14 protein-coding genes are annotated in these 12725 nt (G+C 58.7%); 5 read left to right on the top strand and 9 right to left on the bottom strand.

Annotated features, from left to right (window positions below):
• From VJV58_RS12420 to VJV58_RS12395, 6 genes are all read right to left on the bottom strand, one after another.
• The coding region (locus VJV58_RS12420; protein WP_324137642.1) for an antibiotic biosynthesis monooxygenase family protein at positions 1 to 258 on the bottom strand (258 nt) is incomplete at its 3' end.
• A gap of 137 nt (positions 259 to 395) precedes the next feature.
• Positions 396 to 632 carry a hypothetical protein gene (locus VJV58_RS12415; protein ID WP_324137641.1) on the bottom strand — a complete coding sequence of 79 codons (237 nt, stop codon included), beginning with the start codon at positions 630 to 632 and terminating at the stop codon, positions 396 to 398.
• A 50-nt stretch (positions 633 to 682) separates the two neighbouring features.
• Complete coding sequence (locus tag VJV58_RS12410; protein WP_324137643.1) at positions 683 to 1909, bottom strand: GGDEF domain-containing protein; 1227 nt, start codon at positions 1907 to 1909, stop codon at positions 683 to 685.
• Between the two features lie 208 nt (positions 1910 to 2117).
• Positions 2118 to 2594, bottom strand: a complete 477-nt coding sequence (gene rpsI, locus VJV58_RS12405; protein WP_324137640.1) for a 30S ribosomal protein S9 — start codon at positions 2592 to 2594, stop codon at positions 2118 to 2120.
• 1 nt (position 2595) lies between these two features.
• Positions 2596 to 3060: a 50S ribosomal protein L13 gene (gene rplM / locus VJV58_RS12400; protein WP_324137639.1), complete on the bottom strand. Its 465-nt coding sequence runs from the start codon at positions 3058 to 3060 to the stop codon at positions 2596 to 2598.
• Between the two features lie 154 nt (positions 3061 to 3214).
• Complete coding sequence (locus VJV58_RS12395) at positions 3215 to 3643, bottom strand: PaaI family thioesterase (protein ID WP_324137638.1); 429 nt, start codon at positions 3641 to 3643, stop codon at positions 3215 to 3217.
• 69 nt (positions 3644 to 3712) lie between these two features.
• Here VJV58_RS12395 and VJV58_RS12390 point away from each other — a divergent pair, with 69 nt between their 5' ends.
• The 3 genes from VJV58_RS12390 to VJV58_RS12380 all read left to right on the top strand — a co-directional run bounded on the left by VJV58_RS12390 (position 3713) and on the right by VJV58_RS12380 (position 6585).
• On the top strand, positions 3713 to 4537 hold the full coding sequence (locus VJV58_RS12390; RefSeq protein WP_324137637.1) for an enoyl-CoA hydratase: 825 nt from the start codon (positions 3713 to 3715) through the stop codon (positions 4535 to 4537).
• A 31-nt stretch (positions 4538 to 4568) separates the two neighbouring features.
• Complete coding sequence (locus tag VJV58_RS12385; RefSeq protein ID WP_324137636.1) at positions 4569 to 5153, top strand: CoA-binding protein; 585 nt, start codon at positions 4569 to 4571, stop codon at positions 5151 to 5153.
• A 151-nt stretch (positions 5154 to 5304) separates the two neighbouring features.
• Positions 5305 to 6585, top strand: coding sequence for an O-acetylhomoserine aminocarboxypropyltransferase (locus VJV58_RS12380; RefSeq protein ID WP_324137635.1), 1281 nt, complete (start codon positions 5305 to 5307; stop codon positions 6583 to 6585).
• A gap of 22 nt (positions 6586 to 6607) precedes the next feature.
• On the opposite strand, the gene VJV58_RS12375 is transcribed toward VJV58_RS12380, so the two are convergent.
• A complete protein-coding gene (locus VJV58_RS12375; protein ID WP_324137634.1) occupies positions 6608 to 7693 on the bottom strand; it encodes a COX15/CtaA family protein in 1086 nt (361 codons plus the stop codon).
• 95 nt (positions 7694 to 7788) lie between these two features.
• Between VJV58_RS12375 and VJV58_RS12370 the strand changes: the two genes are divergently transcribed.
• Positions 7789 to 7995 carry a DUF2842 domain-containing protein gene (locus VJV58_RS12370; RefSeq protein ID WP_324137633.1) on the top strand — a complete coding sequence of 69 codons (207 nt, stop codon included), beginning with the start codon at positions 7789 to 7791 and terminating at the stop codon, positions 7993 to 7995.
• An 11-nt stretch (positions 7996 to 8006) separates the two neighbouring features.
• Here the strand turns inward: VJV58_RS12370 and VJV58_RS12365 are convergent, their stop codons facing one another.
• The gene (locus VJV58_RS12365) at positions 8007 to 8840 is read right to left on the bottom strand and encodes a polysaccharide deacetylase family protein (protein ID WP_324137632.1); all 834 of its coding nucleotides are present in this window, start codon (positions 8838 to 8840) and stop codon (positions 8007 to 8009) included.
• A 362-nt stretch (positions 8841 to 9202) separates the two neighbouring features.
• On the opposite strand from VJV58_RS12365, the gene VJV58_RS12360 reads away from it, so the two are divergent.
• Entirely contained in the window at positions 9203 to 10378 is a 1176-nt protein-coding gene (locus VJV58_RS12360; protein WP_324137631.1) for a GNAT family N-acetyltransferase, read from the top strand.
• A gap of 32 nt (positions 10379 to 10410) precedes the next feature.
• Here VJV58_RS12360 and VJV58_RS12355 read toward each other — a convergent pair whose 3' ends face one another.
• Positions 10411 to 12603, bottom strand: a complete 2193-nt coding sequence (locus tag VJV58_RS12355; protein WP_324137630.1) for an exopolysaccharide transport family protein — start codon at positions 12601 to 12603, stop codon at positions 10411 to 10413.
• Positions 12604 to 12725 lie beyond the last annotated feature (122 nt).

The following is a 12725-nucleotide window of genomic DNA, read 5'->3' as shown; positions in this document are numbered from 1 at the left end:
CGGTGCTGCGAAATATTGTCCTACCAGCCCGCGCCAGGCTGCGAAATCCTCCGATCCCCTAAAATCGACAGTGTGGTTTTCCAAAGTCTCCCACTTGGCCATCAGCCGATAACGCGAAGGCTTCTCGATCGACTTGTGCAGTTCGAAACCCTTGCCTCCCTTCGCGCGCAGGAACAACGGACGTGCTTTCGCGACAGCAGCTTCGAATTCCTTTTCGGTACCAGACTTCACATCGATTTGCGCAATTTCGGTGATCATGCGGTTCGGCCTTCTGATTAGCAATTCACGTCTCTAACCCACTCGATCGGATTATTGAAGTGGCAGAGAGCCGATACACAAGCTCGAAACAGAAATGCGTGGTGGTGAGGGGAGCGGTTGTTGCCAGTGACAGCTACTCAGTAGAAAAGCAGCACCGCGCCGATGACCATCAGCAGGCATCCGACAAACATGATGATGGCCCAGCGGCTTCGCGGCTGATCATACCGGCCTTGCGCGCGGCGCTCTGATATCAGAGCCGTCTCATATTCATCCGAGGTGGCGAAAATACAGGCAAACCCACCGCGCGCCGAGGCTGCAGCGGTTTCGAGTGCCTTCAGCGCGGTCTGGACGTTGTGATTGCGGGCAATGATCATTGGGAAGATGATATGGATCGAATGGTAAAGGCGCAGTTACCGTTGTGCGTTCACGCCAGCCGCGCGAAGCCTGGTCGCTGGCCCGATTGACGCGCGACGCCTGCCGTTTTCCGTCGCCAGTTTTCCAGCGACAAGGGCAGCTCTTCCGCTGCCTCGACGCGGTTACGGCCGCCACGCTTCGCTTGGTAAAGCGCGGTATCGGCGGCGGCCAGCAGCACCTCGAGTTCGGTCCCTGCCGGTCCGCCCGCCACGCCGATGCTGACAGTGGTGTCGACCGGACCGTCCTCGACGACGATGCCGGAGTCCGCAAATGCTTCGCGCACCCGTTCAGCAGCAACGACCGCTTCTTCCAGCGAACAGGGCAGCAACGCGGCGAACTCCTCACCGCCAATTCGCCCCGACAGATCGCTCATCCGTAGCGAGTTGATCACAACGGCAGCGAACAATTTGAGTATCTCATCACCTGCCGCATGGCCGAACCGATCATTGACGGACTTGAAATGATCGATGTCGAAAATCAACGCCGTCACCGGCCGGCCGGCATTTGCTTCGCGCTCGATCACCCGCGAGCAGGCCTCCGCAAAACCTCGACGGTTGAACATGCCGGTCAGCGGATCCATCGACGCCGCGGTCTTGTGCGCGGTCACGGTGCGCTCGGATACCAGCATGAAGATGACAAACACCGTGCCCACCGCATACAGCACGAGTTCGATCGAGAATACCGTCACCCACGCGCTGCTGCCAAAGGCGCCGTCGTGCGGCCGCAGCAGGTTACCAAGCAGAATTGGCAGCATCAGCACAAACCCGTGCAGCACGGGGACGACGATTGTCGGCCAGCGCTTTTGCAGCGTCCTGCGGCGCTCGGACCACAACTCCCGCGCTGTGAGCGCCGCATAGACGGCCACGATGCCGGATCCGATCGTCATCCGCATCGCGGAGGCGTCTGGCGCCAGTGTCATCACAGCCGCGATCCACCCGAGCGCACCCAGCACCAGCCCCGGCAGGTTCGGCTTGCGACCATGGAACACGCGCGATGCGTTCCACACCATGCCACAGGCGACAAAGCCGATGGCATTGAGCGCCAGCAAGAGCAGGTCACTCAACGACTCACGAGCGAGCGTGCAGAGCGCAATCGACGCGGCGCCGAGCAGATAGGCCGTGCCCCACCACTTCAATGCCGGGATATTCTCCTGCCTTCCGAAAAACAGCAGCATCGCTCCGAGCAACGCGGCTACCATCGTGGCGACAAGATAGAGCGTGGGCGTGTCGAGCGACATGGGATACCCGGCCATTGTGATGCGGGGTATCCGACCCGCCCAAACGAGCGCGCGCCGTCACCCAGCCGGCACGCTATGGTCACTCTGTTCGAAAAACGTTTGCACATATGGGCAAGTTTTCAGGAAAACTGCCTCAACTCGTCGGTAATTGGCAGCAAAAAGGGCGCCAAAGGCGCCCTTTTCTCGTCCCGATAGGAGGATTCGCCAATCAGCGTTTCGAGAACTGGAACGACTTGCGGGCCTTGGCGCGGCCGTACTTCTTGCGCTCAACGGTACGCGAGTCACGCGTAAGGAAGCCGCCCTTCTTGAGGACATTGCGCAGGTCCGGCTCGAAATACGTCAGAGCCTTTGAGATGCCATGACGAACGGCGCCCGCCTGGCCTGACAGGCCGCCACCAGCCACCGTGCAGATTACGTCATATTGGCCGGTTCGCGCTGCAGCGACCAATGGCTGCTGGATCATCATTCGCAGCACTGGCCGCGCGAAATAGACTTCAACTTCACGCGTGTTGACCAAAATCTTGCCCGCGCCCGGCTTGATCCAGACCCGCGCTACCGCGTCCTTGCGCTTACCGGTGGCGTAAGCACGGCCGTATTTGTCGATCTTCTTGACGTATTTCGGCGCTTCCGGAGCGGCCGGCTTCAACGAAGCGAGTTGGTCGAGCGACTGCATGGTGTCGGACATGTTATGCGGCCCTCATGTTCTTGCGATTCATCGAAGCAACGTCGATCGTCTCGGGTTGCTGGGCTTCGTGCGGGTGTTCGGGGCCGGGATAAACGCGTAAGTTACCAAGCTGCACGCGGCCGAGCGGCCCGCGCGGAATCATGCGCTCGATGGCCTTCTCGACCACGCGCTCGGGAAAACGACCTTCGAGGATCGACCTCGCCGTGCGCTCCTTGATTCCACCGATGAAGCCGGTGTGATTGTAGTAAACCTTGTTGTCGCGCTTGCGCCCGGTGAGCACGGCGTGAGCCGCGTTGATGATGATGACGTGATCTCCGCAATCGACATGCGGCGTGTAGGTGGGCAGGTGTTTGCCACGAAGGCGCATAGCGACCAGCGTAGCCAGCCGACCGACCACCAGACCCTTGGCGTCGATCAGCACCCACTTTTTCGTCACCTCGGCGGGCTTTGCCGAAAACGTTTTCATGAGGGGAAATCCGTGAAGGAAGATCCGCGGCTTCAGTGCCGGGATTGCGATGCTTTCTAGATAAGCGCTCTCTCTACGTCAACGTAAAACTCGCAAAATTTAACGAACAATTACAATCACTTATGATTAAGGTGTAATATTACCGCCATAAACTCTAAGCGTTTGGAATGGAATAGGTCGAGGTCGCATGAGCAATTGGGTCGGAAGACGTGCCCGATAGCAAATTGACTTCGCCAACCGCAAGCCTCCTGCCGATTTTTAGAAGCCTCGCCGCCGCAAGCACATCCTGCCCCGGCGCACCTTTGCGAAGAAAATTGATGTTGAGATTAACGGTTACCGCAAGGCTGACCGGGCCTATCGCCGAGAGCAGCACGACGTACATTGCACAATCGGCAAGCGCCATCAGCGTGGGTCCCGATATCGTGCCACCAGGGCGCAGCATCTGATCGCTGTAGCGCTGGCGCAGGAGGCAGGTAGCGCCATCGGCGCTCTCGATTGATATATCTCCCGCTTTGAACGCCTGAGGAAATTCGGTGAGCAGGAAGCTCTCCAGTTCCACCACGTTCATTTTCGATTTTGTCATGCCACCCCTGCCCTCGCCTCGCGCCGCTTGTTACATTAGGCTAACGCATCTACCCAATTGGATATTTCGATGACGAGCCAGACCGTCCGCGTGCCCATGCCGCAAACGCCTGTCTTGATGCGCGAGACCCTGGGGAAAATCGCGGTCCTGACGCTTAACCGGCCCGAAGCCCGCAACAGCCTATCCGAGGAGTTGATCGCTAGCCTGCACGCAGCCTTGTCCGAGATTCACGACGACAAAAGCGTTCGAGCGGTGGTGATTGCAGCCAATGGACCGGCTTTTTCCGCCGGTCACGATATGAAGGAGATGACCGCCCGTCGCGCCGATGCCGACCGCGGCCGCGCCTACTTCGCGCATATCATGAATGCCTGCAGCGCAATGATGCAGGCGATCGTTCGTTTGCCCAAACCGGTCGTAGCCGCGGTTCAGGGCATCGCCACGGCAGCCGGATGTCAGATCGTCGCCAGTTGCGACCTTGCGGTCGCCTCCGAAGCCGCCTCGTTCGCCACCCCTGGGGTCGACATAGGCTTGTTTTGCTCGACACCGATGGTGGCGCTTTCGCGCAACGTTCCGCGCAAGCAGGCAATGGAAATGCTGCTCACGGGCGAAGGTATCTCTGCCGCAAGAGCGCGTGAGATCGGCCTCATCAACCATGTCGTTGCGGCCGGAAAGCAGCTTGAGGCAGCCATAGCGTTAGCCGATAAAGTCGCCCTCAAATCCGCCTACACCATCAAACTCGGTAAAGAGGCATTTTACCGTCAGACCGAAATGAGCCTTGCAGAAGCTTACCGCTACGCGGCACAGGTGATGACCGAGAACATGATGGCGAGAGACGCCGAGGAAGGCATCGGCGCCTTCATCGAGAAGCGCGAGCCGAAATGGCAAGACCGGTAAATCAATCCGGCCGATGCGATTGGATCCATTGATGAACCATGACTCCTATTCCGACACGTATATCCGTGAAATTCTTCATGGCGTGAAGACGATCGCGATGGTTGGCGCATCGCCGATCAATGTGCGGCCGAGCTACTTCGCTTTCAAATATCTGGCCCAGCGCGGCTACGACATGATTCCGGTCAATCCTGGACACGTCGGCAAGAGCCTGCTTGGAAAACCATTTGTAGGCACGGTGCTCGATATCGATCGGCCGGTCGACATGATCGACATTTTCAGGAGTTCAAGTCACATCATGCCAGTCGTCGACGATGCGTTAAAAATGAATCCGTTACCGCGAGTGATCTGGATGCAACTGGGTGCGCGCGACGATGCCGCCGCGGCCAAGGCGGAAGCCGCCGGGCTTGAGGTCGTCATGAATCGCTGCCCGAAAATCGAATATGGCCGGCTTTCGTCGGAGATTTCGTGGATGGGCGTCAACTCGCGCACGCTGAGTTCAAAGCGAGCGCCGATTCCGACTCAGGGCATGCGCCTTTCGCTGAACCGGACGAGTGTGGGCGGTGGCGATACCGCCGCATCCGATCGCGCCGCGAAAAACAAAGCCGAGCTTACTTGACGCAAATGCGAAGCGATTGTTTCGCCACCGCTTCGGCGCGAAGCCGAAACCTTCCGAATTAGAACTGAAGCATTGGGCCGCCTTGACGGCGGACGCCGCGCCCATCAGCATGGAAGTGCGGTTGCGGACACAGCAGAACAGGAAAAGTAGAATGAACGATCGTCTTCCCGGCTTTTCAACCCTTGCCGTGCATGCCGGCGCGCAACCCGATCCCACCACAGGCGCGCGAGCGACGCCGATTTATCAGACGACATCATTTGTCTTTAACGACGCCGACCATGCCGCCTCGCTGTTCGGTCTGCAGGCGTTCGGCAACATCTATACTCGCATTACCAATCCAACTACGGCGGTGCTCGAGGAGCGCGTTGCCGCGCTCGAAGGCGGTACTGCCGCAACCGCTGTTGCCTCCGGACATGCCGCGCAGGTCGTGGTGCTTCAGCAGTTGCTGATGCCGGGCGATGAGTTTATCGCCGCGCGCAAGCTGTATGGCGGATCGATCAACCAGTTCACCCACGCTTTCAAGAGCTTCGGCTGGAATGTCGTGTGGGCCGATCCCGATGACATCGGCAGTTTCGAGCGTGCCGTAACCCCGCATACCAAGGCAATATTTGTCGAGTCGATCGCCAATCCTGGCGGCAGCATTACCGACATCGAGGCGATCGCCGCTATCGCGCGCAAGGCCCACGTGCCGTTGATCGTCGACAACACGCTGGCGACGCCCTACCTCATACGCCCGATCGACCACGGGGCTGATGTTGTGGTGCATTCGCTGACCAAATTTCTCGGCGGCCACGGCAATTCCATCGGGGGCATCATCGTGGACGCCGGCACATTCGATTGGTCGACGGGCAACAAATATCCGATGCTCAGCGAGCCGCGCCCGGAATATCACGGCATCAAGTTACAGGAGACGTTTGGCAATTTTGCATTTGCGATTGCGTGCAGGGTGCTTGGCTTGCGCGATCTCGGTCCCGCGCTGTCTCCGTTCAACGCCTTCCTCATCCTCACCGGCATCGAGACGCTACCGCTGCGCATGCAAAAGCATTGCGAGAATGCCAAGGCCATCGCGGAATGGTTATCGACGCATCCGGCAGTGGCCTCGGTTGGCTACGCGGGTCTGCCCGGTGACAAATACAACAAGCTCGCACGCAAATACGCCCCAAAGGGAGCTGGCGCGGTGTTCACCTTCAGCCTGAAGGGCGGTTATGAAGCGGGCGTCAACCTGGTCTCAAACCTGAAATTATTCTCACATCTGGCCAATGTCGGCGACACCCGCTCGCTGGTGATCCATCCGGCTTCGACCACTCACAGCCAACTCGACGATGCCGCCAAGATTAAATCGGGCGCGGCGCCGGAAGTGGTGCGGCTGTCGATCGGCATTGAGGATAAGGAAGACTTGATTGCGGATCTCGACCAGGCGCTAAAGGCCTAATCTACCAGAACAGCCATTCAACTCAGCCAGGCCGGGCGGCCGCATACGCCAGTTTTTGCGATCGCTTTTCCGAGCGCCTCGCCGCCAGTCGTTCGGCCTGGAGCACCGTCAGCGTCAATACCACGATCGCAACACCCTGGTGAGCGAGCGCGAGATCGATTGGAGCCGCATTCAAGAGCGTCAGAATTCCAAGCGTTGCCTGCACCGTGATCATTACCGCAAGCCAGAGCGCGCCGTTTACGACGCTTGACCCGGCGCGCGAGCGAATAGCGTCGAACGCGTGCAGGACCGCGAACACAAACAGCGCATACGCCGCCATGCGATGTTCGAACTGAACAGTGAGACTGTTATCGAACAGGTTGCGCCACCATGGTGTTTCAAAAAACAGTCGCTCGGTGGCCGGAATGAAACCGCCATCGATCTCCGGCCAGGTGTTGTAAATCTTGCCCGCGCGCAAGCCGGCGACCAGCGCGCCCAGATAAAGCTGGACGAATGTCAATACCAGCAACGTCACACTCGTGACTTTGAGCCGAAATGATGGAGCGAGTGGCCGCCGTTCCGAGAGGCGCCGCACTGTCCATACGATCGCTGCGTAAATCAGAAGCGCCAACACCAGATGCGTAGCCAGGCGGTATTGGGAAACTTCCACGCGCTGCGAAAGTCCGGAGGCCACCATCCACCAGCCGACTGCTCCCTGCAGTCCGCCGAGTCCGAAAATAATCCAAAGCCGCCGCCGAAGCTCCGGAGCAAGCGCGCCGCGCCACATGAACCAGAGGAACGGCAGCAGATAGGCAACGCCGATCGCGCGCCCCAACAACCTGTGGCTCCATTCCCACCAAAAAATCGTCTTGAATTCGCCAAGGCTCATCCCGGCATTCAGTTCATGATATTGCGGGATTTTCTGATACGCCTCGAAGGCCCGCGCCCACTGTTCCTGATCGAGCGGTGGCAGGACGCCGGCGACCGGTTTCCACTCGACAATTGAAAGGCCCGATTCAGTGAGGCGCGTTGCGCCTCCCACCAGCACCATGATCGCGATCAGGGCTGCAATGGAAACGAGCCACCACCGAATGGCGCGGTTTGTCACTGTGTCAGTGGGAGCGATCATCGAAGCTGCGCTTGAATGAATTAGCGCGCTCCTTATAGTGCGCCCCCTCGCCCGCGCAAGTCGCGCGAAATCAATCCCGGCAGCATATTTCCGTCATGAGAATACGTACCCGAAAATTCCTCGGAACCATTGCTCTTCTCGTGCTGGTGGTGCTGTGGTCGCTGATGGGGATGACCGTAGCGCAGACGCCCTGGCTCGCGAATTCCGGACTGTTGCAGGCGATCTTTTATGTCGTGGCCGGACTTGGGTGGGTCCTTCCCGCCATGCCGATCGTCAGCTGGATGGGAAGGCCGGATCGCTAGGACCCTCGCGCTCACCGGCCTGGAACAACTCCGGACAGGATCACGCGTAACGTACGCAGCGAAGTGCGCCGCCCGTCCCAACTGATACGAGGCAATGCGTGCAGATCAGTTCGACCTTCGGCTTCAATCATGCCAGCTATAGCAGATGCCGCGCTGGCGAAGCCGACGTCTGCGGCAATCCCGACATGCTGACGACGAAAAGCGGCGCGATCACCAAATGGATAGGCGAAATGCCTGACCTCACGGCCGAGCGCCGATTGTATCACGGCCCGGCTCATCGTGATCTCGCGCGTCGCGTCGCCATCCTTCAAGTTGGACAGGATTGGATAATTCACCGTCGCGCTTCCAATCGTCGCCAGAGGGTCCGCCGCAAGCCTTTCCAAATCACTCCAATCCATCAAGGCAGCTCGGGACAATGCTGAAAGGTCGAGCGAGTACCTTTTGCAGAGATCCCGGATCGCAAGGGAAAGATCGGCGGGCGGGAGCGATCGCATCCACGATTCGAGAAATGCATAAGCCTGATATTTTTCCGAGGTGGTACCCAGATTGAAACGGCGCTCGCTACGATCCACTACAAGGCTGATGCGTGTTTCGCGCGCAATCACTTCCTCAAGAGCGAGCCACCAGGCGTCGCCTACCCCGTCCGGAAAAGCCGTGGGCACGTAAACGGCGAACGGAACACCGTGTTTCGCGAGTACAGGATATGCCGATGCAATCAGGTCCTTGTACGCGCCGTCGAATGTCAGGCAGACAAATCGTCTGGACTGAGGCAGCGTAACCGCTCTTTGGCAAACCTCATCCAAGGAGATGATGTCGTATTTCCATCGCTTCAGCGCCCGAATCATCCGATCGAGAAGAGCCGGCGAAATTTCCCTCGATAGCAGTGGCTGAAAATTTACGGGCTGTCGCCGGCGAACGCGTTCGAACCGCAGGATCGCGCCGGCTCCGCCCGCCTTCCGTCCCCGTAACCACGGGAAACCAGTAAAGTAGGCAAACTGCAGCCGCAGACCATACAGGAATCGTGACGGCAACGTCTGGCCCTCGGGTATTTCGGTGAAAACCCTGAGAATGCGATGAAGACACGCCGAACTCACTGGCTACACACGCGCTTCTCGCAATCAACAGTTCTCATTACTCTTTCTTGACATTTGTTTGCAAAGGTCACCTGAAGCCGAAAATGTAATAATTCCTGTGGGCAGGTTTCGTCATGAGCATGGCCGCCACGACCGAAAGCCGAACGGCGAAGCCGTGCCCCAGCCGCATTGCGGCTGTCGATATTTGCAGCGATGTTCGACAGGCCGAACCGATCTGGCGCGTTCTCGAATCGCAATTCTCAACGCCGTTCCAGCGTTTTGATTTCCTTTCTTCCTGGCTGCGACAGGTCGGAGAGCGTGAGAACCTGTTGCCATTAATCGTTATCGCATACGATGCCGAGCGCAGGCCGCTATTGCTGCTGCCTCTTACGGTGAGCCATAGGCGCGGTATTCGCACTGCTTCCTTCATGGGAGGCAAACACGCAACATTCAATATGGCGCTATGGCAGCGCGATTTTGCGGCAACCGCAAGCGAGGCTGATCTAATGGCGTTGGTTTCGGGGATCCGTGAACACGCTGCAGCCGATGTGTTGGCGCTCGTTCAGCAACCCCAGAGTTGGCGCGGTTGTTCGAACCCAATGATGCTGCTCCCAAGCCAGCCCTCTGCCAACGACTGCCCGCTGTTGACGATGGCTCCGGGCGCGGCGCCGGGCGAACTTATCGCCAACTCGTTTCGCCGACGTCTTGGCAGCAAGGAACGCAAGCTGCAGAAGCTTCCGGGCTATCGCTACTACCTTGCATCATCGCAGTCCGAGATCACCCGGCTGCTTGACTGGTTTGTGACGGTCAAACCGCTGAGAATGGCCGAACAGAAATTGCCCAACGTGTTCGCTGAGCCGGGTGTGCAGCAATTCATCCGGGACGCCTGCATGAAAGAGCTTGGAGACGGCTCGCACGCGATCGATATCCACGCGATTGAAACTGACGACGAGGTGCTCGCGATGTTCGCCGGCGTCGCGGATGGGCATCGCTTTTCAATGATGTTCAACACCTACACCATGTCCGACAATTCTCGTCAGAGTCCGGGGTTAATTCTGACGCGAAACATCATAGACCACTATGCCGGCCTCGGTTATCGCGAACTCGATCTCGGCATCGGGTCCGACGAGTACAAGCAATGGTTCTGCAAGAGCACGGAGCCGATTTTTGACAGCTTCATCCCGCTCAGCCACCGAGGCAAAGCGGCAGCAGGCGCGATGTCGAGCTTCAACCGGGCCAAGCATCTCGTGAAACACAATCAGGCGCTGTTCCTGATGGCACAGAGATTGCGAAGCGCTCTTCGTCGTTGACTGATGGGAGTTCGGGGGGAAACCAATTCGCCTTATGCGGCCACCCGTGGGCCTGCCTCAACAACATCCGGCGAAGGCGGCGGTGGGCTCACCATCCTGACATCGCTGAACCCGATCACCTTCAACTGATCGCACATCTGTAGACGGGCGTCCTCGGTCATTGCGGCATCCGGAACCAGAATGGCGCGCGCTTGCACCGTCAGCAACTGCGAAACCAAATCGGGTGCACTGCCGCCGTCCAGCAACACGTGGTCGTAGACCTGAAGCAGCGCTTCTATGACCAGCGCCAGTCGCGGCGATCGCAATAGCGCGCGATCGAACGCAGCACGGCCGGTGCTCACGAGCTGAGCTCTCGACCATCGATCTTTCGTGATCACCTGTGATAAGGAAGCCTCGCCCGCAATAAGTTCGGCCAGCCCCGGGGCGGCCTGATCGATTGATGCCGCGGGGATCGCAGAGCACGCCGATAGATCGACTGCCACGACCTTGGCCCCCCGCGCTAGCAGGCGCGCCAACGTCAACATCGTCAGCGCAATGCTTTCATCCGACGTCGTACCGAGCACAGTGATCTTGCGGGCTGATCCAGTTTCCCTGGTCAAATCCGCGGCAAGTTTCTCGATTTCATTTACTGCGTCCTTGATCTCGAAAGACGGTCCATTCGCGCCCTCTAGAGCCGACGCGGTGAACATGGGCTCGGTCGGCGGGATCGGCTCGCGCAGCTGAGCCGGCGAGGAAACGCTCGCGGTTACGGCACGAGGTGCCGTGATCCGCAACAGTTCGCCGGTTGCGATCGCGCCCGCACTCAGCATCAGCGTCGCCAGAGTCGCGATGAGCACAATCGGCAACTTCTTTGGATATGCCGGTACGTTCGATGGCGTGGCTTTGGAAATAATACGACCGTCCGCCGGCGTCGACTCGATATTTTCGCGCGTATTCGCCTCGCGATATCTCGCGAGATAAGCTTCCAGCAGATCACGTTGCGCTTTGGCTTCCCGTTCAAGCGCGCGCAGCTGGACGTCCTGGCCGTTGGTCGAGGAAGCCTGTTTCTTCAATTGCTCGAGACTTGCGCTCAGGCCTTCGACCCTACCGTCTGCAATCCTGGCATCACTGTCGAGCGATCGGGATATTTTGCTTGCTTCTTCGCGAAGCTGGCGGTCGAGATCCGCAAGCTGCGCCTTCAACTCCTTGATGCGAGGATGATTGTCGAGCAGCGTCGATGACTGCTCCGCAAGCTGCCCGCGTAAGGCCACGCGCTGTTCAGAAAGGCGACGGATCAACTCCGAATTCAGAACTTCGGAAGATTCGATGGGTTTGCCGCCCTGAAGCATTTCACGGATCAGTCGCGCCTTCGATTCGGCATCTGATTTCAGCGCTCGCGCGTTGTTCAGTTGGGTATTTAGCTCGCCCATCTGCTGGTTCGAGAGCGTCGTATTATTGGTGCCGACGAACAAACTCGATTTTGAACGAAATTCTTCGACGCGAGATTCTGCTTCCGCGACCTTTTTGCGCAGGTCCTCGATTTCGCCGGAGAGCCATTGACTGGCGGCCTTCGCCTGCTTCTGGCGGGCATTCTGTTGTAATACGAGATAACCTTCGGCGATCGAGTTGGAGACGCGAGAGGCCAGTTCTGGATCGCGCGACTGAAATTCAATCACGATAACCCGAGATTTATCGACCGCGTAGGCGGTAAACCGGTCGTAATAGGAATCAAGCACCCGCTCTTCCGGAGTCAACGAAAACGGATCGCGGCCGATGCCGATTAGCGCGAGCAGCGATTTCAATGGCGAAACGCCCTGGAGAATAGGGTCGAACTCCGGCCGGTCCGCAAGCTTGTTGGTCCTGATGATTTCCCGCGCCAGATCGCGGGATAACAACAGCTGAACCTGGCTCGTGACCGCCTCGGCATCAAGCGCTGTCCGCTCTTCGCTGCGTTCGGCGCTTGGGCGCAAAAATACGTTTTCGCGCCCGTCGATCAGGATGCGAGCTTCAGATTTATATCGGGGCGTAATCAGGTTGACGGAGACCGCCGAGAGTATCGCGGCCAGTAACGTCGGGACGATGATCCAGCGCCAACCCCGCGCCAGCGCGTCTCCAAGGGCGCGCAAATCGAGATCGCCCGGGCCCGCATTGACGCGCGTGGCAACACCGGTCGCGGCTGCCGGCGCCGACCGCTGAATGGCCGGCTTTTCCGCACTCTTTCCTGTACGCCACAGCGCTAAACGCATCGCACACTCCGGACGCCGTAACCACTCCACTGAATGACGTGATTACAGTCCATTAAGGTTGCTGGGGGGTTAATCAGGCCGGATTGACATCGAGAGAATGCCGCTCTTTGGCCAGCAGTTAT

This window comes from Bradyrhizobium sp. (genome assembly GCF_035273305.1).
Lineage (GTDB): Bacteria > Pseudomonadota > Alphaproteobacteria > Rhizobiales > Xanthobacteraceae > Bradyrhizobium.
Note: the sequence above shows the minus strand (reverse complement) of the source record. Positions and strands in the feature narration are given on the sequence as shown.

Excerpts from the sequence above, each read along its gene's own strand:
- VJV58_RS12415 (WP_324137641.1), bottom strand. The coding sequence starts at position 632 with ATGATCATTGCCCGCAATCACAACGTCCAGACCGCGCTGAAGGCACTC.
- VJV58_RS12410 (WP_324137643.1), bottom strand. The coding sequence starts at position 1,909 with ATGTCGCTCGACACGCCCACGCTCTATCTTGTCGCCACGATGGTAGCC.
- rpsI (WP_324137640.1), bottom strand. The coding sequence starts at position 2,594 with ATGTCCGACACCATGCAGTCGCTCGACCAACTCGCTTCGTTGAAGCCG.
- rplM (WP_324137639.1), bottom strand. The coding sequence starts at position 3,060 with ATGAAAACGTTTTCGGCAAAGCCCGCCGAGGTGACGAAAAAGTGGGTG.
- VJV58_RS12395 (WP_324137638.1), bottom strand. The coding sequence starts at position 3,643 with ATGACAAAATCGAAAATGAACGTGGTGGAACTGGAGAGCTTCCTGCTC.
- VJV58_RS12390 (WP_324137637.1), top strand. The coding sequence starts at position 3,713 with ATGACGAGCCAGACCGTCCGCGTGCCCATGCCGCAAACGCCTGTCTTG.
- VJV58_RS12385 (WP_324137636.1), top strand. The coding sequence starts at position 4,569 with ATGAACCATGACTCCTATTCCGACACGTATATCCGTGAAATTCTTCAT.
- VJV58_RS12380 (WP_324137635.1), top strand. The coding sequence starts at position 5,305 with ATGAACGATCGTCTTCCCGGCTTTTCAACCCTTGCCGTGCATGCCGGC.
- VJV58_RS12375 (WP_324137634.1), bottom strand. The coding sequence starts at position 7,693 with ATGATCGCTCCCACTGACACAGTGACAAACCGCGCCATTCGGTGGTGG.
- VJV58_RS12370 (WP_324137633.1), top strand. The coding sequence starts at position 7,789 with ATGAGAATACGTACCCGAAAATTCCTCGGAACCATTGCTCTTCTCGTG.
- VJV58_RS12365 (WP_324137632.1), bottom strand. The coding sequence starts at position 8,840 with ATGATTCGGGCGCTGAAGCGATGGAAATACGACATCATCTCCTTGGAT.
- VJV58_RS12360 (WP_324137631.1), top strand. The coding sequence starts at position 9,203 with ATGAGCATGGCCGCCACGACCGAAAGCCGAACGGCGAAGCCGTGCCCC.
- VJV58_RS12355 (WP_324137630.1), bottom strand. The coding sequence starts at position 12,603 with ATGCGTTTAGCGCTGTGGCGTACAGGAAAGAGTGCGGAAAAGCCGGCC.